The organism is Streptomyces sp. NPDC006384 (genome assembly GCF_042870695.1).
In the GTDB taxonomy this organism is placed as follows: domain Bacteria; phylum Actinomycetota; class Actinomycetes; order Streptomycetales; family Streptomycetaceae; genus Streptomyces.
Genome location: NZ_JBIAHR010000018.1, coordinates 24,182 through 46,438 on the forward strand (window position 1 = coordinate 24,182; position 22,257 = coordinate 46,438).

The 22,257-nt window shown below is 70.1% G+C and carries 23 protein-coding genes, 1 tRNA gene and 1 riboswitch; of the genes, 10 read left to right on the forward strand and 14 right to left on the reverse strand.

Annotation, left to right across the window (positions count from 1 at the left end):
* Positions 1-362: 362 nt before the first annotated feature.
* On the reverse strand, positions 363-833 hold the full coding sequence (locus ACFYOJ_RS23795) for a carboxymuconolactone decarboxylase family protein (protein ID WP_356558326.1): 471 nt from the start codon (positions 831-833) through the stop codon (positions 363-365).
* 269 nt (positions 834-1,102) lie between these two features.
* On the opposite strand from ACFYOJ_RS23795, the gene ACFYOJ_RS23800 reads away from it, so the two are divergent.
* Together ACFYOJ_RS23800 and ACFYOJ_RS23805 are read left to right on the forward strand one after the other, a co-directional pair.
* On the forward strand, positions 1,103-1,405 hold the full coding sequence (locus ACFYOJ_RS23800) for a hypothetical protein (protein WP_356558327.1): 303 nt from the start codon (positions 1,103-1,105) through the stop codon (positions 1,403-1,405).
* A 72-nt stretch (positions 1,406-1,477) separates the two neighbouring features.
* The gene (locus tag ACFYOJ_RS23805) at positions 1,478-2,095 is read left to right on the forward strand and encodes a hypothetical protein (protein ID WP_356558328.1); all 618 of its coding nucleotides are present in this window, start codon (positions 1,478-1,480) and stop codon (positions 2,093-2,095) included.
* Positions 2,096-2,283: 188 nt separating this feature from the next.
* Here ACFYOJ_RS23805 and ACFYOJ_RS23810 read toward each other — a convergent pair whose 3' ends face one another.
* Both ACFYOJ_RS23810 and ACFYOJ_RS23815 read right to left on the reverse strand, forming a co-directional pair.
* Positions 2,284-3,810: an MFS transporter gene (locus tag ACFYOJ_RS23810; protein WP_356558329.1), complete on the reverse strand. Its 1,527-nt coding sequence runs from the start codon at positions 3,808-3,810 to the stop codon at positions 2,284-2,286.
* Positions 3,811-3,940: 130 nt separating this feature from the next.
* A complete protein-coding gene (locus ACFYOJ_RS23815) occupies positions 3,941-5,353 on the reverse strand; it encodes a DUF445 domain-containing protein (RefSeq protein WP_356558330.1) in 1,413 nt (470 codons plus the stop codon).
* Between the two features lie 293 nt (positions 5,354-5,646).
* Here ACFYOJ_RS23815 and ACFYOJ_RS23820 point away from each other — a divergent pair, with 293 nt between their 5' ends.
* Positions 5,647-6,999, forward strand: a complete 1,353-nt coding sequence (locus ACFYOJ_RS23820; protein ID WP_356558331.1) for an SGNH/GDSL hydrolase family protein — start codon at positions 5,647-5,649, stop codon at positions 6,997-6,999.
* A 184-nt stretch (positions 7,000-7,183) separates the two neighbouring features.
* Here the strand turns inward: ACFYOJ_RS23820 and ACFYOJ_RS23825 are convergent, their stop codons facing one another.
* The 4 genes from ACFYOJ_RS23825 to ACFYOJ_RS23840 all read right to left on the reverse strand — a co-directional run bounded on the left by ACFYOJ_RS23825 (position 7,184) and on the right by ACFYOJ_RS23840 (position 10,704).
* On the reverse strand, positions 7,184-7,972 hold the full coding sequence (locus ACFYOJ_RS23825) for a DUF1707 domain-containing protein (RefSeq protein WP_356558332.1): 789 nt from the start codon (positions 7,970-7,972) through the stop codon (positions 7,184-7,186).
* Between the two features lie 33 nt (positions 7,973-8,005).
* Positions 8,006-9,004, reverse strand: coding sequence for an ABC transporter ATP-binding protein (locus ACFYOJ_RS23830; protein WP_356558333.1), 999 nt, complete (start codon positions 9,002-9,004; stop codon positions 8,006-8,008).
* A 4-nt stretch (positions 9,005-9,008) separates the two neighbouring features.
* Positions 9,009-9,773 carry an ABC transporter permease gene (locus ACFYOJ_RS23835; RefSeq protein WP_356558340.1) on the reverse strand — a complete coding sequence of 255 codons (765 nt, stop codon included), beginning with the start codon at positions 9,771-9,773 and terminating at the stop codon, positions 9,009-9,011.
* Between the two features lie 124 nt (positions 9,774-9,897).
* The gene (locus ACFYOJ_RS23840) at positions 9,898-10,704 is read right to left on the reverse strand and encodes an ABC-2 family transporter protein (protein ID WP_356558334.1); all 807 of its coding nucleotides are present in this window, start codon (positions 10,702-10,704) and stop codon (positions 9,898-9,900) included.
* Between the two features lie 294 nt (positions 10,705-10,998).
* On the opposite strand from ACFYOJ_RS23840, the gene ACFYOJ_RS23845 reads away from it, so the two are divergent.
* Positions 10,999-13,419 (forward strand): transglycosylase domain-containing protein, encoded by a 2,421-nt coding sequence (locus tag ACFYOJ_RS23845; RefSeq protein WP_356558335.1) that lies wholly within the window; start codon positions 10,999-11,001, stop codon positions 13,417-13,419.
* 12 nt (positions 13,420-13,431) lie between these two features.
* Here ACFYOJ_RS23845 and ACFYOJ_RS23850 read toward each other — a convergent pair whose 3' ends face one another.
* From ACFYOJ_RS23850 to ACFYOJ_RS23860, 3 genes are all read right to left on the reverse strand, one after another.
* Positions 13,432-13,752 carry a multidrug efflux SMR transporter gene (locus ACFYOJ_RS23850; protein ID WP_133885480.1) on the reverse strand — a complete coding sequence of 107 codons (321 nt, stop codon included), beginning with the start codon at positions 13,750-13,752 and terminating at the stop codon, positions 13,432-13,434.
* A 32-nt stretch (positions 13,753-13,784) separates the two neighbouring features.
* A riboswitch (guanidine-III (ykkC-III) riboswitch) is annotated at positions 13,785-13,858 on the reverse strand.
* 81 nt (positions 13,859-13,939) lie between these two features.
* Positions 13,940-14,296, reverse strand: coding sequence for a co-chaperone GroES (locus ACFYOJ_RS23855; protein ID WP_356558336.1), 357 nt, complete (start codon positions 14,294-14,296; stop codon positions 13,940-13,942).
* Positions 14,297-14,320: 24 nt separating this feature from the next.
* Entirely contained in the window at positions 14,321-14,689 is a 369-nt protein-coding gene (locus ACFYOJ_RS23860; protein WP_356558337.1) for a DUF3618 domain-containing protein, read from the reverse strand.
* 93 nt (positions 14,690-14,782) lie between these two features.
* On the opposite strand from ACFYOJ_RS23860, the gene bcp reads away from it, so the two are divergent.
* From bcp to ACFYOJ_RS23880, 4 genes are all read left to right on the forward strand, one after another.
* Positions 14,783-15,250 (forward strand): thioredoxin-dependent thiol peroxidase, encoded by a 468-nt coding sequence (gene bcp / locus ACFYOJ_RS23865; protein WP_356558338.1) that lies wholly within the window; start codon positions 14,783-14,785, stop codon positions 15,248-15,250.
* Positions 15,251-15,381: 131 nt separating this feature from the next.
* On the forward strand, positions 15,382-16,035 hold the full coding sequence (locus ACFYOJ_RS23870; protein WP_356558339.1) for an HNH endonuclease signature motif containing protein: 654 nt from the start codon (positions 15,382-15,384) through the stop codon (positions 16,033-16,035).
* The gene (locus ACFYOJ_RS23875) at positions 16,032-16,742 is read left to right on the forward strand and encodes an HNH endonuclease (RefSeq protein WP_388597757.1); all 711 of its coding nucleotides are present in this window, start codon (positions 16,032-16,034) and stop codon (positions 16,740-16,742) included. The genes ACFYOJ_RS23870 and ACFYOJ_RS23875 overlap by 4 nt, the downstream gene beginning before the upstream one ends.
* A tRNA-Leu gene (locus ACFYOJ_RS23880) sits at positions 16,708-16,791 on the forward strand. The genes ACFYOJ_RS23875 and ACFYOJ_RS23880 overlap by 35 nt, the downstream gene beginning before the upstream one ends.
* Before the next feature lie 53 nt (positions 16,792-16,844).
* Here ACFYOJ_RS23880 and rdgB read toward each other — a convergent pair.
* From rdgB to ACFYOJ_RS23900, 4 genes are all read right to left on the reverse strand, one after another.
* Positions 16,845-17,447, reverse strand: a complete 603-nt coding sequence (gene rdgB, locus ACFYOJ_RS23885) for an RdgB/HAM1 family non-canonical purine NTP pyrophosphatase (RefSeq protein WP_356558260.1) — start codon at positions 17,445-17,447, stop codon at positions 16,845-16,847.
* A gap of 52 nt (positions 17,448-17,499) precedes the next feature.
* Positions 17,500-17,907 carry a hypothetical protein gene (locus ACFYOJ_RS23890; protein ID WP_356558259.1) on the reverse strand — a complete coding sequence of 136 codons (408 nt, stop codon included), beginning with the start codon at positions 17,905-17,907 and terminating at the stop codon, positions 17,500-17,502.
* A gap of 164 nt (positions 17,908-18,071) precedes the next feature.
* Positions 18,072-18,812 (reverse strand): ribonuclease PH, encoded by a 741-nt coding sequence (gene rph, locus ACFYOJ_RS23895; protein ID WP_356558258.1) that lies wholly within the window; start codon positions 18,810-18,812, stop codon positions 18,072-18,074.
* A 156-nt stretch (positions 18,813-18,968) separates the two neighbouring features.
* On the reverse strand, positions 18,969-19,202 hold the full coding sequence (locus tag ACFYOJ_RS23900; RefSeq protein ID WP_345487976.1) for a PTS glucose/sucrose transporter subunit IIB: 234 nt from the start codon (positions 19,200-19,202) through the stop codon (positions 18,969-18,971).
* A 196-nt stretch (positions 19,203-19,398) separates the two neighbouring features.
* Here ACFYOJ_RS23900 and ACFYOJ_RS23905 point away from each other — a divergent pair, with 196 nt between their 5' ends.
* Positions 19,399-20,694: a PTS transporter subunit EIIC gene (locus ACFYOJ_RS23905; RefSeq protein WP_356558257.1), complete on the forward strand. Its 1,296-nt coding sequence runs from the start codon at positions 19,399-19,401 to the stop codon at positions 20,692-20,694.
* 245 nt (positions 20,695-20,939) lie between these two features.
* Entirely contained in the window at positions 20,940-22,190 is a 1,251-nt protein-coding gene (locus ACFYOJ_RS23910) for a PTS transporter subunit EIIC (protein ID WP_356558256.1), read from the forward strand.
* The last annotated feature ends 67 nt before the right edge of the window (positions 22,191-22,257 follow it).

Here is a 22,257-nt window from a genome sequence, read left to right on the forward strand (position 1 = left end):
TCAGGCGGAACGGCCGGGCGTCCACACATTGCATGACGGCATAGCGGCAGGTCAGCCACGTATGCGGGGTCCTGCAGGGACGCATCGGCCTACAGCGGCGGAGATCGTAGCGACGGGGCGCCGCCGTGGGGCACGCCCGCTGCGGCGCCGTCCGTCACCCCACGTGACCGGTGCGGACGCCACGACCCCTGTGCCTCGGGGGCGTTCCGGCGTCGGGGCGGATGTGCGGGCGGGCCGGTGGGGGCGCGGGTGTTCATCCGGAAGAGTGCCCTGACGGGGCACGTACTGGAGGCGTCTCTCACCCACTCGGAGGACAACCGGCCCGCCCCGGTCTGCCGGGGCGGGCGGCGTTCCGCGGGGTGTCAGCCGAACATGCCCGGCTCGTAGTCGCCCGCCGGCTGCCGGGTGATGACGTTCACCCGGTTGTACAGGTTGATCATGGCGATCAGTCCGACCAGCGCCGCCAGCTGGTCCTCGTCGTAGTGCTTCGCCGCTTCGGCCCAGGCCTCGTCGGTGACGCCGCCGCCGTCGGCGAGGCGGGTGCCCTGCTCGGTCAGCTCCAGGGCGGCGCGCTCGGCGTCGGTGAAGACCTTGGCCTCGCGCCAGGCGGCGACCAGGTTGAGGCGCAGGTCGGTCTCCCCCGCCTTCGCGGCGTCCTTGGTGTGCATGTCGAGGCAGAAGCCGCAGCCGTTGATCTGGCTGGAGCGGATCTTCACCAGTTCCTGGGTCGCGGCCGGCAGCGTCGAGTCGGCCAGGACCTTCCCGGCCGCGTTGATGTGCCGGATGAGCTTGCCCGCGACCGGATTGGTGAAGATGTTGAGGCGCGCGTCCATGAAGGGTTCCTCCGTCGTGAGGTCGTTGTCCGTCGGCCACGGCCCGTCGGCCGCCGCCGTTCCGCGTCACACAGTCACGACGGGGGAACGGGCGCGCGTTGTGACATCCGGCCGCCGATACGAGCATGACCCGCGTCACACTCCCGCACACCGTCGCCCGCCCGCCCCGGCGCGTGGGCGCGGCCCGGCGAGGTCTAGCCTCGGTCGAGGAGCCCGGCCGGGAGCGGGGCGGGAAACAGACGGAAAGACGCAGGCAGCAGGAGGCAGGCATGGCGAAGGTTCCCAGCGCGGTGGTCGCGGCGGGCGGGATCGTCGGCGGGTACGGCGTGGCCCGCTGGACGAAGAAGCGGCCGCTGGGCGGCGTCGTGCTCGCCGTCGCCGGGGCCGCCGCCGCGCAGCAGTGGCGTGAGCGGGCCGGCGGGAGGGCCGCGGGTGCGCTGACGGCCGCCTACGTCGCCGCGTTCGCCGGGTCGCACCCGCTGGCCAAGAAGGTCGGCGCCTGGCCGTCCGTGTTCGGCGTCGCCGGCGCCGTCGCCCTGGCCTCCTGGGCCGTCGCCGACCGCCGCGCCTGACCTCCCCGCGGGAGCGGTGGCCGGCCGGGGCGACGCGGAGGGCCTGCCACAGCCGGTGGATACCCTGCGGGCATGAGCAACGCGATGTGGGACGCCCTGACGGCCACCCCCCTCCCGGAAGTGCGGCGCCGCGCGGCCGTCGTGGACGAGCTCACCGGCGTCGAACCGGTGACGGTGCCCGGCGCTCACCGCCTGGCCTGGAACGACGGCGGCGGCCAGTCCGCGGTCTGGTACTTCGCGGAGGACGGCCGCGCACTGCTGCTGACGTTCGACCACGAGTCGGAGCTGAATCTGTACGCCGAGGACGACTTCGCCCTCCAGGAGTCCTTCTACGGGGGCGTTCCCGAGTCCCTCGTCGCCCTGGTCCGCGACCGCCCCGAGAACTACGAGTCGCTGAACCTCACTGACCCCGCGACGGGCCGGACGATCCACTACGCGGGCGGGGTCTTCTGGTACGACGGCACGCGCTGGCACGTGGCCGACGGCCTGGCGGAGCACTGCCGCCGCGAGGACGTGGACCTCTTCGGCGAGTCCGGCTTCGACTACTGCCTGGACGTCTACCGCTTCGGCCGGGACTTCACCCCCGAGGCCATCGTGGCGTCCCGGGACGAGGACGGTGAGTACGAGGACGAGAAGGAGAGGGAAGCGGACCTGTCCGCCATCCGCGAGATCCTCTCCCGGCACGGCTAGGGCCTGGGCCTGGGCCTGGGCCTGGGACGAGGGTGCCGGTCACAGCCGTCCGCCGAGGGCTGTGACCGGCACGGTCGTCTCTGCGTCTCTGCGTCTCCGCGGCTCTGCGTCTCCGCGGCTCTGCGTCTCCGCGGCTCTGCGTCTCCGCGGCTCTGCGTCTCCGCGGCTCCGCGGCTCCGCGACTCCGCCTAGACCGTCGCGGTGCCGGCGCCCGGCGTCTTCCCCGCCCCCGGCACGGAACCCGTCCCCGCCGAGGAGAGCGGCTCGGCGATGTCCTCCAGGGAGCGGCGTTCCGCCTTCACCGCGAGGAACGCCGCCACCAGGCCGGCCGCGCACATCAGCCCGGCGCCGACCTGGAAGGCGAGCACCGTGTCGCCGACGACGCCGGACTCCGTGAGGTCGGCGAAGAGCAGCGGGCCGCTGATACCGCCGGCGGCGGTGCCGAGGGCGTAGAAGAAGGCGATGGCCATCGCCCTGGTCTCCATCGGGAAGATCTCGGAGACCGTCAGATAGGCGCTGGAGGCGCCCGCGGAGGCGAAGAACAGCACCACGCACCAGCAGGCCGTCATCGTGTTCGCGGTCAGCGAGCCGCGGTCGAAGAGCCACGCCGTGACGAACAGCAGCGCGCCCGACAGCAGATACGTGCCCGAGATCATGATCCGGCGGCCGACCGTGTCGAAGAGCTTGCCGAGCAGCAGCGGGCCGAGGAAGTTGCCGGCGGCGATGACGGCGAAGTAGTAGCCGGTGTGGCCGGTCGGCACGTCGAAGAAGGTGATGAGGATGGTGCCGAAGCCGAAGGTGATCGCGTTGTAGAGGAAGGCCTGGCCGATGAAGAGGGACAGGCCGAGGACCGCGCGGCGCGGGTACTTGCCGAAGACGGTCTTCGCGATCAAGCCGAAGCCGATGCTCTTGCGCTGGTGGATGGTGATCTCCCCGGCCGGCCGCGGCAGCCGCTCCCCCTTCTCCTCCTCGATCTCCCGTTCGACGGAGGAGACGAGCCGTTCCGCCTCGTCGCCGTACCCGTGGATGAACTGCCAGCGCGGACTCTCCGGGACGTGCCGCCGCACCAGCAGGATGACCAGGCCGAGGACGACACCGAGGGCGAAGCTGAGCCGCCAGCCCAGGTCCTTCGGGAAGATGCTGGTGTCCAGCATGACGATGGACAGCAGGGAACCGCCGATCGCTCCCAGCCAGTAGCTGCCGTTGATGATGAGGTCGACCCGCCCCCGGTACTGGGAGGGGATCAGCTCGTCGATCGCCGAGTTGATCGCCGCGTACTCGCCGCCGATGCCGAAGCCGGTGAGGAAACGGAACAGGAAGAACCACCAGGTCTCGAAGGACAGGGCGGTCAGCGCGGTCGCCGCCAGGTACACCACCAGCGTCGCCATGAACAGCTTCTTGCGGCCGTAGCGGTCGGTCAGCCAGCCGAAGAACAGGGCGCCCGAGCAGGCGCCCGCCACGTACAGGGCGGCGGCCAGGCCGGTGATCTGGGCGGCGCTGATGTCCAGCCCGCTGCCCTCCTCGGCGATCCGCCCGGCCACGTTGCCGACGATCGTCACCTCCAGACCGTCCAGGATCCAGACGGTGCCGAGGCCGATCACGATCATCCAGTGCCAGCGGGACCACGGCAGGCGGTCCAGGCGGGCCGGCACCGCGGTGGTGACGGTTCCCGAGGAGGCGGGCACAGAGTCCGGCGACGACGCTTGTGCTGTCATGGCTCCCTCTCCGTTGAGGACCGTGGGCTGCGTCCGGGCTCCCGTACGGCACCGGCGGCGCCGGGCACCGCCGGGCGGACGAGACCCGTGTGCCCGCGACCGGACGGAACACGCCGGGCCGGTCGCGGGCCTACGCCCCCAGGATGCGGGAGACCGTGTAGATCAGCAGCCCGGCCAGGGAGCCGACCACCGTGCCGTTGATCCGGATGAACTGCAGGTCACGGCCGATGTTCGCCTCGATCTTCTTCGTGGTGTGCTCGGCGTCCCAGCTCGCCACCGTGTCGGTGATCAGGGAGGTGATCTCCTTGCGGTAGGTCGTCACCACGTACACCGCGGCGCTCTCCACCCACGCGTCGACCTTGCCCTGCACCCTGGCGTCGGAGGCCATCCGGGCCCCCAGCGACAGCAGCGAGGCCCGCACCCGCATCCGCAGCTCGCTGCGCTCGTCCTCCGCCGCCGAGACGATCATGGACCGTACGGCCGTCCAGGCGGACGCGATCAGGTCCTGCACCTCGCCGCGGCCCAGCACCTCGGTCTTCAGCCGCTCCACCCGCGCCCGCGTCTCCGTGTCGGACTGCAGGTCGGAGGCGAAGTCGGTGAGGAAGCGGTCCAGGGCGCCGCGCGCCGGGTGGGCGGGCATGTCGCGCATCTCGGTGACGAAGCGCAGCAGCTCCTTGTAGACGCGCTCGCCGACCTTGCGGTCCACGAACCGGGGCGTCCAGCCGGGCGCCCCGCCCTGCACGGCGTCCATCACGGAGTCGCCGTGCAGGATCAGCCAGTCGTGCGCGCGGGAGACGATCAGGTCGACGGCGCGCTTGTGACCTCCGTCGGCGACGACCCGGTCCAGCAGCTTGCCGATGCCGGGCGCGATCTCCTGGGCGTCGGCCCGCCGGGTGATCGCCTCCCCCACCACCGCCTGCACGTCGGAGTCCCGCAGCACGGCCAGGGCACCGCGCAGCGCGGCCGACAGCTCCGCCGTCACCCGGTCCGCGTGCTCGGGCACCGCCAGCCAGGCGCCGAGCCGGCTGCCGATGCCGACGGCGCGCAGCCGCCCGCGCACGACGTCCTCGGAGAGGAAGTTCTCCCCGACGAACTCTCCCAGCGAGACGCCCAGCTGGTCCTTCTTCCTGGGGATGATCGCGGTGTGCGGGATGGGCAGGCCCAGGGGATGACGGAAGAGGGCGGTGACCGCGAACCAGTCGGCGAGCGCGCCGACCATGCCCGCCTCGGCCGCCGCGGAGACGTAGCCCGCCCAGGCGCCCGCGCCCCGGTGGGAGGCCCACTCGGCCAGGACATAGACCAGGGCGACGAACACCAGCAGACCGGTGGCGGTGAGCTTCATACGGCGCACGCCGCGCCGCTTCTCCTCGTCGGCCGGACTGAACGCCGTCATCGCCCGGTCCCGGACGGCACCGGCACCGGCCCCGGCACCGGCACGGCCGGGGGACGAGGGCCCGCCCGCCCCGGCGCCCGTCCCCGTGCCCTGCCCGGTACCCCCGGCCCCTGAGGAACCGTCCGGGCGTTCTGCCTTCGTGCGTTCCATCCGCTCCACCGTCCGCCGTTCCGTCCCGGTCACATCCGTCCCGGTCACATCCGTTCCGCGCCCGTCCGCCCCCGGACACATTCTCCCTTCGCCCCTTCCTGACCGACTCCCGGAACGGATCACAAGTTCCCGGCGACCGGACGGAAAAGGGGAAATCCGGAAGTACCGCGACCTTTTCCCCGCCCATGCCGCATCATGGGCCCACCCGACCGGAGCCCCGCGGCTCCCCGCCGCCCGCCCGTCCGGTCATCGGCTCGTCCGCTCGTCCGCTCGTCCGAGGAGAACAACGCAGCATGACCCAGGGTCGTGAACCGGACCCGGGGGCACTCCCCCGCCGGCGGCGGCAGCGGGCCCTGCCGGCCGCCCTCGTCGCCCTGCTCGTGGCGCTCACCGCCGCCCTGTACGCCACCGTGTCCACCGACGGCGGCACACGGGACCGGTCGGCCACCACCCCCCTCACCAGCGGCCGGCTGCCCCACACCGACGCCGCGCCCGCCTCCACCGGCACCTGGGTCGGCGCCTGGTCCGCCTCCCCCGCCGGACCCGAACCGGGCACCGCCGCACAGGGTCTGGCCGGCCGCTCCGTACGCAACGTCGTCCACACGAGCACCAGCGGCACCAGCGCCCGCGTCACCCTCTCCAACCTCTACGGCCGCTCGCCGCTCACCGTCAGCCACGCCTCCCTCGCCCTGGCGGCAGACCACGACACCGCCGCCGCGGCCCCCGGCAGCATGCGCCGGCTCACCTTCGGCGGCAGCCCCCGGACCGTCGTCCCGGCCGGCGGCCAGGTGACGAGCGACGCCGTCCCCCTCACCGTCCCCCGCGGCGGCGACGTCCTGATCACCACCTACTCCCCCACCCCGTCCGGCCCGGTCACCTACCACCGGCACGCCCGGCAGACCAGTTACCTCGCCGACGGCGACCACACCGAGGACACCGCCGCCACCGCGTACACCGACGAGACGCCGTACTGGCGCTACGCGACCGCGCTGGACGTCTTCAGCCACGAGTCCACGGGCACGATCGTCGCCCTCGGCGACTCGATCACCGACGGCTACCGCTCCACGTCCGACGCCAACCGCCGCTGGCCCGACATCCTCGCCGAGCGCCTGCACACGGCCGCCCGGACCGGGCAGGACGTCCCCCGCCACAGCGTCGTCAACCAGGGCATCAGCGGAAACCGGCTGCTCACCGGCGGCCCGGGCACACCGCCCGCCAACGCCGCCGCCCTCTCCCGCTTCGGCCGGGACGTACTGGGCCGCACCAACGTCAGAACGGTCGTCGTCGCCATCGGGGTCAACGACATCCTGCACAGCCCGGAACTCGCCGACCGCGACTCCGTCCTCGAGGGCCTGCGCACCCTGGTCGACATGGCCCACGCCCGCGGTCTGAAGGCCGTCGGCGCCACCGTGACGCCGTTCGGCGGCCACAAGGGGTACACGGACGCCCGCGAACGGATGCGGCAGGAGATCAACCGGGAGATCCGCGCAGGCCGCCTCTTCGACGCGGTCGCCGACTTCGACAAGGCACTCCGCGACCCCCACGCCCCCCGGCGTCTACACCCCCACTACGACAGCGGAGACCACCTCCACCCCAACGACAACGGCTACACCCGCCTCGCCCACACCGTCCCCCTGAGCTCCTAGCTCTGAGCTCCTGACTGCGGGCAGTCGTGCCGCTGGGGCGGCACGGGTGGGCGCAGCGGCACCCCGTAACGCCGGGCAGGCGACCCACCCCGACCCACCCCCACACCCCACACCCGGCACCCGGCACCCGGCACCCGGCACAACACCCTGCACCGCAGCTCAGCTCAGCGCAGCGCAGCGCACCTCACCGCTCGTCCCGCCGCCGCTCCCGCCGCTCCCGCATCAGATCCCGATGCCCCTCCAGCATCGACCGATGCGCCTCCGCCACGTCCTCCCGGATCGACGCCTGCAGCTCCCGCCGCGCGGCCTTCCGCTCCAGCCGCTCCAACCGCCGCTCCTCCTTCAGCCGCGACCGCTCCGCCCGCGTCAGCTTCCGCTCGACACCGACCCCGCCCCAGAAGGCGAACCCCGTGACGATCACCCGCGGAGCCCCCGGCTCGGCGGGAGCGCCCTCCTCACGGTGGTCGAACCCGCCCATGATCCCGATGCCGCGCACGACCACCTCGACCCCGGGCGGCACGACCACGTTCATCCCGCCCATGATCGCCACGCAGTTGATCACGACCTCGCCGTCCGCGAAGTTCGCCTCCCGCAGATCGATCTCGCCGCCGCCCCAGAACGCGAACGAGTTGAACCGCTTCGGCACCGTCCAGCGCCCCTTGCGCTGGAACCCGGACATCACGGCGACCGCCCACGTCGACGACCCCTCGCCGCCCGTGATCCGCCCCGCCCAATCACCCGCGGACGCCGGTTCCTTGGTCATCGACACCTTGGGCGCCACCACCGTGCCGACCGGCAGGTCACGGGTGATCGGCGCCAGCTCACCGTACGTCCGCGCACGGTAGGTGGCGTCCAGCCGCTGCTCGAACTCCTCCATGTCCAGGCGCCCTTCGGCAAGGGCGTCCCGCAGGACCTCGGCAACTCGTTCACGGTCGGCGTCGGAAGCACGGAGTTCCGGGGCGTCGTCGGTCATGTACAGCAGCCTACGAGGTGACCGCGTCCGGCACTACGCGCCCGCGCGTTCCGCATACATCCGCGCGATCACCGACTCGATGTCCGGCTCCCGCACCGACAGGTCCACCAGCGGATACTCCGCCGCGATCCGCGCCACCAGCCCCGCCGCCGACTCCGACGCCGGGAACGCCAGCCACTGCCGCGGCCCCTCCACCCGCACCACCCGCGCCGGCTCCGGCGCCCGGATCGGCGGCAACTCCCGCTCCAGGTCCACCACCAGCGTCCGCTCGCTCTCCCCCGCCTCGCGCAGCCCCTCCAGCCGGCCGTCGTACATCAGCCGCCCGTGGTCGATCACCATCACCCGCGAGCACAGCTGCTCGATGTCCTGCAGATCGTGCGTCGTCAGCAGCACCGTCGTCCCGCGCTCCGCGTTCAGGTCCCGCAGGAACTCCCGCACCCTGGCCTTCGACACCACGTCCAGGCCGATCGTCGGCTCGTCCAGGTACAGCACCTCCGGATCGTGCAGCAGCGCCGCCGCGATGTCCCCGCGCATCCGCTGCCCCAGCGACAGCTGCCGCACCGGCACGTCCAGCAGCTCGCCCAGCCGCAGAAGCTCCACACACCTGTCCAGGTTCTCCCGGTAACGGGCGTCCGGGATGCGGTACATGCGGTGCATCAGCCGGTACGAGTCGATCAGCGGCAGGTCCCACCACAGCGTCGTCCGCTGCCCGAACACCACCCCGATCCGGTGCGCCAGCCTGACCCGCTCCCGCGACGGATCGATCCCCGCCACCCGCAGCCGGCCCCCGCTCGGCGTCAGGATGCCGGTCAGCATCTTGACCGTCGTCGACTTCCCCGCACCGTTCGGCCCGATGTAGCCGACCATCTCGCCGCGCGCCACCGTGAACGACAGCCCGTCCACCGCCCGCACCCGACGCCGCTCCCGCTTCAGGAACCCCGTCCTGCGGCGCACATCGAAGACCTTCTCGACGTCCTCCAGCTCAATGAAGCCCTCACCGGACCCCGCCACCGTCGTGTCCACCGTGCCCATGGCGCTAACTCCCTGTACTCCGGTACGAACGCAGCCCCGCCCGCCACGCCAGCCCCGCCAGCGCGCAGCAGGCCACCGCCACCAGCGGCGACGCGAACACCACCCACCCGGGCAGCTCCAGCGGATACGGCCGCCCCAGCACATGACTCGCCGGCAGCCAGTTCACGAAGGCCAGCGGCACCACGAACGTCACCCCCCGCACCAGCTCCCGCCCGAACACCGTCGGCGGATACTGCAGCATCGTCGTACCGCCGTACGTGAACGCGTTCGCCACCTCCGACGCGTCCTGCGTCACGAACTGGAACGCCCCCGCCGCCACGAACGCCGCGCAGAAGATCCCCGCGCCGCTCAGCAGCATCACCGGCATCAGCAGCACCTTCGCCACCGTCCAGTCGACGTCGACGACCGCCAGCGCGTACCCCAGCACCAGCGTCCCCTGCGTCAGCCGGCCCACCCGGCGCAGCGCGAACCGGTCCGCGGCCACCTGCGCCAGCACCGGCGCCGGACGCACCAGCAGCGTGTCCAGCGTGCCGTCACGCACCCGCCGGCCCAGCCGGTCCATCGACCCCATCGCCAGATCGACCAGCCCGAACGACACCACCGACAACCCGTACAGGAACGCCACCTCCGGCAGCGCGTAACCGCCCAACACGTCCACCTGGGAGAACATCAGCAGGATCGCCACGAAATCCAGCCCGGTCACCACGAAGCTCCCCAGCACCGTCAGCGCGAAGGACGCCCGGTACGCCATCGTCGACCGGATCCACATCCCCGCGATCAGCCGGTACGCCCGCAGCCCTTCCACGACCAGGCCACCCGCGCCCGTACCCCCGCCTCCACCCCTGCCCGCGCCCGCGTCCGCGTCCGTCCGCGGCTCCACCCCGCTCGTCCTCTCAGCCACCCTGCACCACCACCCGCCGCGTCGCCGCCGCCTGCACCAGCCGCCCCACCGCCAGCAGCGCCACCGCCCACCCGGCCTGGAACACGAAGACCCCCCACGGCTCCGCCTCCCCCAGCAGCACGTCCGCCGGCCTCTGCAGCAACGACGACCACGGCAACGCCCGCACCACCTCGCCGAGCACCCCCGGGAACACGTTCAGCGGCAGCAGCATCCCCGAACAGAACAACCCCGTGATCCACGACATCTGCGCCATCCCCGTGCCGTCCATCAGCCAGAAAGCCGACAACGCCACCAGAAAACGGATCGCGAAACCCACCACCATCGCCAGCACCACCGCCACCAGGAACGCCACCCACACGGACACCTCCCGCGGCAGCGCCACCGGAAAGAACAGCGACCCGAACACGAACGGCACCACCCCGCGCCCCAGCAACTGGAACACCGCCCGCCCCACATCCGCCGCCAGCCACCACAGCTGCAGATCGGCCGGACGGTACAGATCGACGGCGACATCACCCGTACGGATGCGCTCCATCAGCTCGTCCTCGAAACCGCCGCCACCGATCGCCAGCGCCGCCAGCAACGCCTGCGCCAGCCACACATACGTCACGGCCTGCGCCTGGTCATAGCCCCCGAGCTGCGGTTTCTCGTCCCACAGGGCCAGATAGGTGTACACCAGGATCAGCCCGAAGACCGTATTGGTGAACACCCCGGCGGCGGTAGCCACCCGATACGTCGCGTACCGCCGGAAACCGCCCACCGCGACGGCCGCGTACAACCGCCACGACCCCACGCCCACAGCTCTTCACCTCCGCCCGGCAGCAAAGCGCAGGAGCCTAGTACGGCGCCGAAGGGCCACGCCAGGCGATTACGGGGTACCGGAACCGACCGGGACACCGGAACGGCCGGAACAGCCGGAACCCGTCCGGCAACCCGAACGGCCGCACCCGGTTCCCCCGGGTGCGCCGACGAGCGGGAACGGAACACCCGGTGCGAGAGTCTTCACCAGAGGGCGCAGAAACGTACAAGGCCGTACGGGACAAGGCCGTACGAGACAAGACCGTACGACGCGAAACAGGAGTCCGTGCACGAGATGAGCGACGAGCCGCAGCAGCCGAACCAGGGCTCGGAACCGGGACCGGAACCGGACGCCCCGAAGAAGCCGAAAAGGCCCAAGCGGACCGGATGGCGCCGACTGGTCCCCACCTGGCGCATGGTCCTGGGCACCTTCCTCGTCGGCGTCCTCCTGCTGATCGGCGGCTTCTTCCTCGGCTACTCCCTGGTACACATCCCGTCCGCCAACGCCCTCGCCACCAAACAGGGCAACGTCTACCTCTACGCCGACGGCACCGTCATCGCCCGCGACGGAGAGATCAACCGCGAGAGCGTCGCCCTCTCCCGCATCTCCGAGGACGCCCAGCACGCCGTCCTCGCCGCCGAGGACCGCGACTTCTACACCGAATCCGCCGTCGACCCCGCGGCGATGATCCGCGCCGGCTGGAAAACCGCCACCGGCGGCGGAAAACAATCCGGCTCCACAATCACCCAGCAGTACGTCAAGAACTACTACCTCGCCCAGGAACAGACCATCACCCGCAAGGTGAAGGAATTCTTCATCGCCATCAAACTCGACCGGCAGAAAAGCAAGGACGAGATCCTCGAGGGCTACCTCAACACCAGCTTCTTCGGCCGCGGCGCCTACGGCATCCAGGCCGCCGCCCACGCCTACTACGGCGTCGACGCCAAGGACCTCACCGCCGCCCAGGGCGCCTACCTCGCCTCCCTGCTCAACGCACCCAGCCAGTACGACGTCGTCGCCCACCCCGAGAACAAGGACGCCGCCCTCGCCCGCTGGAAATACGTCCTCGACGGCATGGCCAAGAAGAACTGGATCAGCGAGACCGAACGCGCCGGCCTGAAATTCCCCGAACCCAAGAAATCCACCGTATCCACCAGCATGTCCGGACAGCGCGGATACATCGTCAACATCGTCAAAAAATACCTGAACGACAACGACATCGTCTCCGAGGAAGAACTCGCCCGCGGCGGCTACCGCATCACCACCACCCTGCAGAAGAAGAAACAGGACGCCTTCATCGAGGCCGTCGACGACAAACTCATGTCCAAACTGGACAAGGACCGCAAGGCCGACAGCTACGTCCGCGCCGGCGGCGCCTCCATCGACCCGAAGACCGGCAAAGTCGTCGCGATGTACAACGGCATCGACTACGTCAAGCAGTACACACCCAACGCCACCCGACGCGACTTCCAGGTCGGCTCCACCTTCAAACCCTTCGTCCTCGCCGCGGCCATCGCCCACTCCTCCGAAACCCAGGAGGGCCGCATCATCAACCCCAACACCACCTACAACGGCGACAGCGAACGCCCCGTCCAGGGCTGGACCGGCCCCCGCTACGCCCCCGAGAACGAGGACCACCGCGACTACGGCAACATCACCGTCCGCGAAGCCACCGACAAGTCCGTGAACGCCGTCTACGCCCAGATGGCCACCGACGTCGGCCCCGCCAAGGTCAAGCAGACCGCCATCGGCCTCGGCCTGCCCGCCGACACCCCCGAAATGCCCGAAGGCCCCGCCATCGCCCTCGGCACCGCCACCGCCAGCCCCCTCGACATGGCCCAGGCCTACGCCACCCTCGCCAACCACGGCCGGCACACCCCGTACACCCTGATCGAGAAGATCACCAAGGACGGCACACACGACATCGAACTGCCCGAACGGCACGAGACCCAGGCCGTCAGCCGCGAAGCCGCCGACACCACCACCTCCGTCCTGCGCAGCGTCGTCCAGAACGGCACCGCCACCGCCGCCCAGGCCGCAGGCCGCCCCGCCGCCGGCAAGACCGGCACCGCCGAGGAGGACACCGCCGCCTGGTTCGCCGGCTACACCCCCGACCTCGCCACCGTCGTCGCCGTCATGGGCCAGGACCCGAAGACCGCCGCCCACAAGTCCCTCTACGGCGTGATGGGCCTCCCCCGCATCAACGGCGGCGGAGCACCCGCCCAGATCTGGTCCCAGTTCACCCGCGACGCCCTCAAGGGCAAGCCCGTCGCCTCCTTCGACCTCGACCTCCAGGCAGGCGCCGACGTCACCGCACCCCCCTCCGCCCCGTCCTCCGACGGCACCGGCGACGAGACCGACGGCGGCACCACCGGCGACGAGGACGGCACCGACGAGGAGACCCCCGGCACCGGAACCCCCGACCGGAGCGGCGGCGCCACCACCCAGCCGGGCGACACCGGCGACCCCGGCACCGGCGGCCCCTCCAACGGCGGCGCCACCACCCAGCCCGGCCCCACCGGCGGCACCGACGGCGGCAACGGAGACGAGAACAACGGCGGCACCGGAGACGGCGGCGGAGACGGCGACAACGACGACGGCGGCACCGACACCCAACCGGGCAACACCGGCGGCACCGGCAGCACCGGCGGCGACGGACCGGACACCGGCGGGGTGGTCGCCGGCCTCCCCGGCACCCCCCGCGGCCGCCAGTGACACCCGCGGCCGTCAGTGACCCGAGGTCGCCTTCAGCCCCACCACGGCCACCAGCAGCAGACAGATGAAGAAGATCCGGGCGGCGGTCGCCGGCTCACCCAGCACCACCATGCCGAGCACCGCCGCACCGGCCGCACCGATGCCCACCCACACCCCGTAGGCGGTACCGATGGGCAGCGTCCGCGCCGCGTACGACAGCAGCAGCATGCTCGCGACGATCCCCGCACCGGTGAACACACTCGGCCACAGCCGCGTGAAACCCTCGGTGTACTTCATCCCGATCGACCAGCCGACCTCGAGCAGACCGGCGACGACAAGCAGAACCCACGCCATGACAAGCACCTCCGTGGAGCGAACTGAACGGTGGTGCGTCGTCTTTTCCTTCAACCCGGTACGGCGCGTCTCGTCGGGATGCCCCCCACGCTAGCAAAGACAACGGAAAGGGGCCGGTGACCTTGATCACCAGCCCCTGAAAACCCTGAAACCCTGAAAGCCACCGCTCCCCGGGCACGATCCGCTTCTACAGGTACAACCCGGTCGAATCCTCCGACCCCTCGAACCGGTCCGCCGCCACGGCATGCAGATCACGCTCACGCATCAGCACGTACGCGGTACCCCGCACCTCGACCTCCGCCCGGTCCTCCGGATCGAACAGCACCCGGTCACCCGGCTCCACGGTCCGTACGTTCTGCCCCACCGCGACGACCTCGGCCCAGGCCAGCCGCCGGCCGACCGCCGCCGTGGCGGGAATCAGGATCCCGCCCCCGGAACGCCGCTCGCCCTCATTGGTGTCCTGCCGCACGAGTACACGGTCGTGCAGCATCCGGATGGGCAGCTTGTCGTCCGGGGAACTGTGCTCGTTTCTCTTGGCGCTCACGCCCTGAAACCTACCTGCCCCGCCTCAGCGCCCGCGCCGCCGGGTACCACCGCGCCGCCGGGGATCACCGCTCCGCCGGCCGCCGCCGAGGGCGATCAGCCCCACGACCCCGACCACCACGAGCGCGACGGGCACGACCCGCTCCATCCGCGGCGAGCCCTCCTCGTCCACGAACCGCGACTTCACATCGCTGACCACACGATTGACCTGGACGTACGCCCGTCCGAGGGTGTGATCGACGCTGGAGGCGACCTTGGCCTTCGCATCGCCCACGATCGTCTTCGGGTGCACCCGCACCCCGATCTCGTCGAGCGTCTCGGCCAGCACCTCGCGGCGGCGCCTGATGTCCGCCTCGATCTGCGCCGGGGTCCTGCTGTCCGACGTGTCCGCCACCGTACGGCCTCCGAAGTCTTCCGACACTGTCCCGGACAGTCTGTCAGCTACTCGCCTCCCCGCACTCCCAGGACCCCCGGTTACGCTGGCCCGATGAGCGAGCGACTCCAGCCGGGGGACCCTGCCCCCGCCTTCACCCTCCCGGACGCCGATGGCAACGAGGTGTCCCTGGCCGACCACAAGGGCCGCAAGGTCATCGTCTACTTCTACCCCGCCGCGCTCACCCCCGGCTGCACGAAGCAGGCCTGCGACTTCACGGACAACCTGGAACTCCTGGCCGGCGCCGGCTACGACGTCATCGGCATCTCCCCCGACAAGCCGGAGAAGCTCGCCAAGTTCCGCGACACCGAGTCCCTGAGGGTCACCCTCCTCGCCGACCCGGACAAGAAGGTCCTCGACGCCTACGGCGCCTACGGCGAGAAGAAGAACTACGGCAAGACCTACATGGGCGTCATCCGCTCCACGATCGTCGTCGACGAGGAGGGCAACGTCGAACGCGCCCTCTACAACGTCCGCGCCACGGGCCACGTAGCCAAGATCATCAAGGACCTGGGCATCTGAGGTCCCTCTTGCGGGGCCCGTACCGGAGGCATCCGGTACGGGCCCCTCCGCATGCCGTGCGTGACCGTCCGATAACCGGTTCGTTACTCCGTACGAGGCCACGAACGGATGGCCGGGGACGGAGGGGCTCAATGGGGACCAGTGCGTACAGCAAGGAACGGCTGGAGGAGGCGGCTCGGGGAGCACGGACGCTGTCGGAGGCGTTGGTGCGGTTGGGGGTGGATCCGAGGAGTTCGACGCGGGCCTATGTCCGGGAGCGGATGCGCAAACTGGGGGTGGACGTATCGCACTTCCAGCGCGACGGTGTGAAGTGGTCCAGGGAAATCCTTGGAGAAGCGGTCTCGGCCTCCACGAACATGTACGAGGTACTGCGGCATCTGGGACTGGACGCCGTCGGAGGAAACCACACGCACATCAGCCGTCGGATCAAGGAGTACGGCATCGATGTGTCGCACTTCCGAGTACCGTCCCGGCGCGGCGAACGGCGCCGCCCGCGAACCCCTGAGGCTCTGCTGGTCGAGCAGGCACCCGACGCGGCCCGACGCGTCCACAGTGACCGTCTTCGGTGGGCGATGACGACACTCGGGGTTCCGGAGCAGTGCAGCCTCTGCGGTGTGCAGACGACCTGGCGCGGCCGACCACTACCCCTTGAAGTCGATCACATCGACGGCAACTGGCGAGATAACCGCATCCAAAACCTTCGGTTCCTGTGCCCCAACTGCCACTCGACGACGGACGAGTACCGAGGTCGCGGCAAAGGGCGTCCCAAGGGAACGTCCTCATGAACAACTCCGTCCAGTACTCACGCGAGCGACTCATCGAAGCTGCCGCCCAGTGTTCCGACATCGATCAGGTCATCGCCTTCTTCGGTACCCGCCCCTACGCGACACTGCGACGCTACCTCACACGCCGCTTCGCCCACTTCGGCATCGATACCTCTCACTTCACACCCTGGGGCAGGCGATCCCGACCCTCATCAGGCGAGTTGAGTGCCGCGGTCGGTGCGTCATCCTCGATCGCAGAGACCCTCCGTCGTCTGGAGCGCCCGGACAACGGCAGGCAACGCGCGCTCCTGCGTCAGTGGATCGCCGAAGAGAGCCTCAGCACCACCCACTTCCTGGGGCAGGCCCATCAGCGAGGCAAGTCTCGACCGGCATTGGGCAAGAAGCCCGAAGAAGTGCTGATCAAACGAGACGACGGCAACCGGACTCGGACTGCGCCACTCCGCCGTGCACTCCGCGAGATCGGCGTATCTGAGGAGTGCGCCGAGTGTGGCATCGGGCCCGAGTGGCTGGGAAAGCCGATGACCTTGGAGGTCGATCACATCAACGGTGACCGGAGTGACAATCGGCGCGAGAATCTGCGCTTGCTGTGTCCGAACTGCCACGCGACGACCACCACCTGGTGCAGGGGACGCACAAGGCGGCATGCGGCTCCCGGTACGATGGCAGACGCTGGCGGCGGTGGCGCAATGGCGACGCAGCAGACTTAGGATCTGTGGCCCCTGATCGGGCTTGAGGGTTCGAATCCCTCCCGCCGCACGCAAACGGCCTGCGAATCCAAAGAGGATACGCAGGCCGTTGCCGTTAGCCTCTTAGCCCAACAGCTCCCGTACCGCCGGTACCAGGGCGCGGAAGGCCTTGCCGCGGTGGCTGATGGTGTTCTTCTCGGCCGCGGTCAGTTCCGCGCAGGTGCGGGTGTCGCCCTCGGGCTGGAGGATCGGGTCGTAGCCGAAGCCGCCCGTGCCGGCGGGCTCCCGGCGGAGGGTGCCGCGGAGCTGTCCCTCGACCACCCGCTCCGTGCCGTCGGGGAGGGCGAGGGCGGCGGCGCAGGCGAAGTGGGCGCCGCGGTGTTCGTCGGGGATGTCGGCGATCTGGGCGAGGAGGAGGTCGAGGTTGGCCTTGTCGTCGCCGTGGCGGCCGGCCCAGCGGGCGGAGAAGATGCCGGGGGCGCCGTTCAGGACGTCGACGCAGAGGCCGGAGTCGTCGGCGACGGCGGGGTGGCCGGTGGCCTGTGCGAGGGCGTGGGCCTTGAGGAGGGCGTTCTCGGCGAAGGTGACGCCGGTTTCCTTGACGTCGGGGATGTCGGGGTAGGTGTCCGCGCCGACGAGTTCGTGGGGCAGGCCCGCGTCGGCGAGGATGGCCCGGAGTTCGGTGATCTTTCCGGTGTTGCGGGTGGCGAGGATCAGGCGGGTCATGGGGTCCAGTATCCGGCAGTGCCGTGGACCCCGGTGCCCGGCGTCCGTCCCGCTACGGTGTGCAGACCTTGGTCAGTTCGCCCGCCGCGTCGGTGACGGGGCTGAGGTCGGGGGTGGCGTCGCCGTCGCGGACGGAGGTGCGGACGTTGCCGACGGCTTTGCCGAGGTCGTCGACGGCCTTGTTGACGTCGGCGTTGTCGGTGCGGTCGCCGATCTTCTCGAGGTTCTTGTCGATGTCGTCGAGGGATTTCTCGAGCTGGGTCGGGTCGTTGGAGGTGTTCTCCACGGCCTGCTGGAGTGCGGTGACGCTGTCGGCGATGGCGTCTGCGGTCTGGACGCAGTCGAGTGCCTTGTCGACGGCGTCGCAGCCGGTGGTCAGGCCCACGGTGAGGGCGGCGGCCGTCAGGGCTGCGGCGGCGTGTGCGGTGCGGCGACGGTGGCGGCGTCGTATCGCGGCCATGGGTCTCGGTCCTCCCGTGGGACGGGGCCGGGTGGCCCGGGTCGTGGTGTGGCGCGGGGCGTACGGCGGTGGGGCCGTACGCCCGTACTGCTCAAGACGCGGTGGTGGGCGGTGGAGTTGCCCGCCGGGCGTCGGTTTCCTGGTGGCGTCTTCGTTTTTCGGGGTTACTGCTTTTCGAGGACGGTGGCGAGGGCCTTGCGCTGCAGGTCGGCGAGTTCGGCGCAGCCGGCCGCGGCGAGGTCGAGGAGGGTGTTGAGTTCGTCGCGGTCGAAGGGTTCGGCCTCGGCGGTGCCCTGGATTTCGACGAAGCGGCCGTCGCCGGTGCAGACGACGTTCATGTCGGTGTCGGCGCGGACGTCCTCCTCGTAGCGGAGGTCGAGCATGGGGGTGCCGGCGACGATGCCGACGGAGACGGCGGCGACGGTGCCGGTGAGGGGTTTGCGGCTGGGGCGGATGAGTTTGTTGGCCTGGCCCCAGGTGATGGCGTCGGCGAGGGCGACGTAGGCGCCGGTGATGGCGGCGGTGCGGGTGCCGCCGTCGGCCTGGAGGACGTCGCAGTCGAGGACGATGGTGGTTTCGCCGAGTGCCTTGTAGTCGATGACGGCGCGCAGGGAGCGGCCGATGAGGCGGCTGATCTCGTGGGTGCGTCCGCCGATGCGGCCTTTGATGGATTCGCGGTCGCCGCGGGTGTTGGTGGCGCGGGGGAGCATGGCGTATTCGGCGGTGACCCAGCCTTCGCCGCTGCCTTTGCGCCAGCGGGGGACGCCTTCGGTGACGGAGGCGGTGCAGAGGACCTTGGTGTCGCCGAAGGAGACGAGGACGGAGCCTTCGGCGTGTTTGCTCCAGCCGCGTTCGATGGTGACGGGGCGGAGCTGTTGGGGGGTGCGGCCGTCGATTCGTGACATGCGGGTGAGCCTAGCGGCCCATGGGGAGGGGCCTTCCTCCGCTGTGGACGGCGGTGGGAAGGCCCCTGGGTCCGGTGCCGGTGCCGGTGGCGTGACCGGTGGCGTGACCGGTGGTGTGTCCGGTGACGTGTCCGGCGGTGTGTGGTCCGGTGGGTGTTACATCATGTCTTCGATGTCGGCGGCGATGGGGTCGGCGTCGGTGCCGATGACGACCTGGATGGCGGTGCCCATCTTGACGACGCCGTGGGCGCCGGCGGCCTTGAGGGCGGCTTCGTCGACCAGGGCGGGGTCGACGACTTCGGTGCGCAGGCGGGTGATGCAGCCTTCGACCTCTTCGATGTTGTCGATGCCGCCGAGGCCGGCGACGATCTTCTCAGCCTTGCTGGCCATGTTCTTTCTCCCTGGTCCGAACCGCTTTGTCGCAGTAACCCACAGTTGGCCCATCTTCGCGAGCGGTCATTCGGTATGTACCGAATGATGTCGTCACGTCAGCGGAACCGTCTCCCGACTGGTCTACACCACCGTGGGGACGGCCGCCAAACCGCCTCCCGCCCGAGGGGTTTCCAGGCGACCGGACGGAGACCGGATGAGTGCCGACAGTGCTGTCACCCCTGTCCGTGCCCGTTGGAACAAGCTGTTCCAGGGGTTGCAGAAGATGGGGCGCAGTCTTCAGCTGCCCATCGCGGTGCTGCCCGCGGCCGGGATCCTGAACCGGCTGGGTCAGCCGGATGTGTTCGGGGACGACGGTCTGGGGTGGACGAACGTCTCGAAGGTGATGACGGGCGCGGGCGGGGCGTTGCTGGACGGTTCGCTGGGGTTGCCGCTGCTGTTCTGCGTCGGTGTGGCGATCGGGATGGCGAAGAAGGCGGACGGGTCGACGGCGCTGGCGGCGGTGGCGGGGTTCCTCGTCTACTGGAACGTGCTGCGGCAGTTCCCGGAGGACTGTCCGGAGGGGTCGCGGGCGGTGCCGCAGATCGGGTGCCGGCTGACGGACGGTTCGGAGACGGTGACGGCGTTCACGTACCAGAATCCGGGGGTTTTCGGCGGCATCGTGATGGGGCTGATGGCGGCGTACTTCTGGCAGCGGTTCCACCGGACGCGGCTGGTGGACTGGCTGGGGTTCTTCAACGGGCGGCGGCTGGTGCCGATCGTGATGGCGTTCGTGGCGATCGTGTTCGCGGCGCTGTGTCTGTGGGTGTGGCCGCCGGTCGGGGATGCGCTGGAGAGTTTCAGTGACTGGCTGACGGGGTTGGGGGCGTGGGGTGCGGGTGTGTTCGGGCTGGCGAACCGGGCGTTGCTGGTGATCGGGTTGCATCAGTTCCTGAACGTGCCGATGTGGTTCCAGTTCGGTTCGTACACGAAGCCGGACGGCTCGGTGGTGCACGGGGACATCAACATGTTTCTGGCGGGGGATCCGGACGCGGGTCAGTTCACGACGGGGTTCTTCCCGATCATGATGTTCGCGTTGCCGGCGGCGGCGCTGGCGATCACGCACTGTGCGCTGCCGCACCGCCGCAAGGAGGTGGGCGGTCTGATGCTGTCGTTGGCGCTGACGTCGTTCGTGACGGGCATCACCGAGCCGTTGGAGTACTCGTTCCTGTTCGTGGCGCCGTTGCTGTACGCGGTGCACGTGGTGCTGACGGGTGTGTCGATGGCGGTGTCGTGGGGGCTGGGGGTGAAGGACGGGTTCAGTTTCTCGGCGGGGCTGATCGACTACGTCATCAACTGGAATCTGGCGACGCGGCCGTGGCTGATCATTCCGATCGGTCTGTGTTTCGCGCTCGTCTATTACGTGGTGTTCCGGTTCGCGATCACGAGGTTCGATCTGAAGACGCCGGGGCGTGAGCCGGAGGAGGAGGTGGAGGACGCCACGAAGGTGTAGGGCTCACGTATTCTGGGCGGGTGGTCCTGCGAAGGCCCCCGGGTTCCGCCGTCGGAGTCCGGGGGCCTTTCGGTGTGCTGTCGCGGGGGTCCGGGGCGGGTCCGGGGCGGGGCCGGCGCGGGTTCTCGATCGGTACTGCGTGTAGTGCCGCGGTAGCGGATTCGCGGGTTCCTTATGCGGCCTTCATCGTGCTACAACAGGTCTACACCACTGAGTGGTGTAGACCATCAGACGATGGAGGACGTATGAGCACCGCCACCGCAACGGCGGCCCCCGCAAAGAAGCGGGGACAGGGCCTTTTCCAGGGCCTGCAGAAGGTCGGCCGCAGCCTGCAGCTCCCGATCGCCGTACTGCCGGCGGCGGGCATCATGGTCCGGCTCGGCCAGGACGACATCTTCGGCAAGGACGGCCTCGGCTGGGACAAGGTCGCCGCCGTCTTCAACAACGCGGGCGGTGCCCTCACCGGCTCGCTGCCGATCCTGTTCTGCATAGGCGTGGCCATCGGCTTCGCCAAGAAGGCGGACGGCTCGACCGCGCTCGCCGCCGTGGTGGGCTTCCTCGTCTACAGCAAGGTCCTGGAGGCCTTCCCGGTCACCGAGGCGGTGATCAAGAACGGTGAGGACGTCGCCGCGACGTACAACAACCCGGGCGTGCTCGGCGGCATCGTCATGGGTCTGCTCTCCGCCGTGCTGTGGCAGCGGTTCCACCGCACGAAGCTGGTGGACTGGCTCGGCTTCTTCAACGGCCGCCGCCTGGTGCCGATCATCATGGCGTTCGTCGGCATCGTCGTCGGTGTCTTCTTCGGTCTGGTCTGGGAGCCCATCGGCAACGGCATCTCGGACTTCGGCGAGTGGATGACGGGTCTCGGCTCGGGCGGTGCCGCCCTGTTCGGCGGTGTGAACCGCGCGCTGATCCCGGTCGGCATGCACCAGTTCGTGAACACCGTGGCCTGGTTCCAGCTGGGCGACTTCACCAACTCCGCGGGTGAGGTCGTGCACGGTGACATCACCCGCTTCCTGGCCGGTGACCCGAACGCCGGTCTGTTCCAGTCCGGCTTCTTCCCGATCATGATGTTCGGTCTGCCGGCCGCCGCGATCGCCATCGCGCACTGCGCCCGTCCGGAGCGCCGCAAGGCCGTCCTCGGCATGATGGTCTCGCTCGCCCTGACCTCGTTCGTCACGGGTGTGACCGAGCCGATCGAGTTCTCGTTCATGTTCATCGCGCCGGTCCTGTACGTGCTGCACGCGGTGCTGACGGCGGTGTCGATGGCGGTCACCTGGGGTCTCGGGGTGCACGCCGGCTTCAACTTCTCGGCCGGCTTCATCGACTACGCCCTGAACTGGCATCTGGCGACCAAGCCGTGGCTGATCATTCCGATCGGCCTGGTGTTCGCGGCGCTCTACTACGTGACGTTCCGCTTCGCGATCATCAAGTTCGACCTCAAGACCCCGGGCCGCGAGCCCGAGGAGGAGGTCGAGGACCTCACGAAGGCGTGAGTTCCCGCCGTACGGCATGAACGAGGCCCCCGGAGCCGCGAGCTCCGGGGGCCTCGTCGCGTCCGCG

Excerpts from the sequence above, each read along its gene's own strand:
- ACFYOJ_RS23795 (WP_356558326.1), bottom strand. The coding sequence starts at position 833 with ATGGACGCGCGCCTCAACATCTTCACCAATCCGGTCGCGGGCAAGCTC.
- ACFYOJ_RS23800 (WP_356558327.1), top strand. The coding sequence starts at position 1,103 with ATGGCGAAGGTTCCCAGCGCGGTGGTCGCGGCGGGCGGGATCGTCGGC.
- ACFYOJ_RS23805 (WP_356558328.1), top strand. The coding sequence starts at position 1,478 with ATGAGCAACGCGATGTGGGACGCCCTGACGGCCACCCCCCTCCCGGAA.
- ACFYOJ_RS23810 (WP_356558329.1), bottom strand. The coding sequence starts at position 3,810 with ATGACAGCACAAGCGTCGTCGCCGGACTCTGTGCCCGCCTCCTCGGGA.
- ACFYOJ_RS23815 (WP_356558330.1), bottom strand. The coding sequence starts at position 5,353 with ATGGAACGCACGAAGGCAGAACGCCCGGACGGTTCCTCAGGGGCCGGG.
- ACFYOJ_RS23820 (WP_356558331.1), top strand. The coding sequence starts at position 5,647 with ATGACCCAGGGTCGTGAACCGGACCCGGGGGCACTCCCCCGCCGGCGG.
- ACFYOJ_RS23825 (WP_356558332.1), bottom strand. The coding sequence starts at position 7,972 with ATGACCGACGACGCCCCGGAACTCCGTGCTTCCGACGCCGACCGTGAA.
- ACFYOJ_RS23830 (WP_356558333.1), bottom strand. The coding sequence starts at position 9,004 with ATGGGCACGGTGGACACGACGGTGGCGGGGTCCGGTGAGGGCTTCATT.
- ACFYOJ_RS23835 (WP_356558340.1), bottom strand. The coding sequence starts at position 9,773 with ATGTGGATCCGGTCGACGATGGCGTACCGGGCGTCCTTCGCGCTGACG.
- ACFYOJ_RS23845 (WP_356558335.1), top strand. The coding sequence starts at position 10,999 with ATGAGCGACGAGCCGCAGCAGCCGAACCAGGGCTCGGAACCGGGACCG.
- ACFYOJ_RS23850 (WP_133885480.1), bottom strand. The coding sequence starts at position 13,752 with ATGGCGTGGGTTCTGCTTGTCGTCGCCGGTCTGCTCGAGGTCGGCTGG.
- bcp (WP_356558338.1), top strand. The coding sequence starts at position 14,783 with ATGAGCGAGCGACTCCAGCCGGGGGACCCTGCCCCCGCCTTCACCCTC.
- ACFYOJ_RS23870 (WP_356558339.1), top strand. The coding sequence starts at position 15,382 with ATGGGGACCAGTGCGTACAGCAAGGAACGGCTGGAGGAGGCGGCTCGG.
- ACFYOJ_RS23875 (WP_388597757.1), top strand. The coding sequence starts at position 16,032 with ATGAACAACTCCGTCCAGTACTCACGCGAGCGACTCATCGAAGCTGCC.
- rdgB (WP_356558260.1), bottom strand. The coding sequence starts at position 17,447 with ATGACCCGCCTGATCCTCGCCACCCGCAACACCGGAAAGATCACCGAA.
- ACFYOJ_RS23890 (WP_356558259.1), bottom strand. The coding sequence starts at position 17,907 with ATGGCCGCGATACGACGCCGCCACCGTCGCCGCACCGCACACGCCGCC.
- rph (WP_356558258.1), bottom strand. The coding sequence starts at position 18,812 with ATGTCACGAATCGACGGCCGCACCCCCCAACAGCTCCGCCCCGTCACC.
- ACFYOJ_RS23900 (WP_345487976.1), bottom strand. The coding sequence starts at position 19,202 with ATGGCCAGCAAGGCTGAGAAGATCGTCGCCGGCCTCGGCGGCATCGAC.
- ACFYOJ_RS23905 (WP_356558257.1), top strand. The coding sequence starts at position 19,399 with ATGAGTGCCGACAGTGCTGTCACCCCTGTCCGTGCCCGTTGGAACAAG.
- ACFYOJ_RS23910 (WP_356558256.1), top strand. The coding sequence starts at position 20,940 with ATGAGCACCGCCACCGCAACGGCGGCCCCCGCAAAGAAGCGGGGACAG.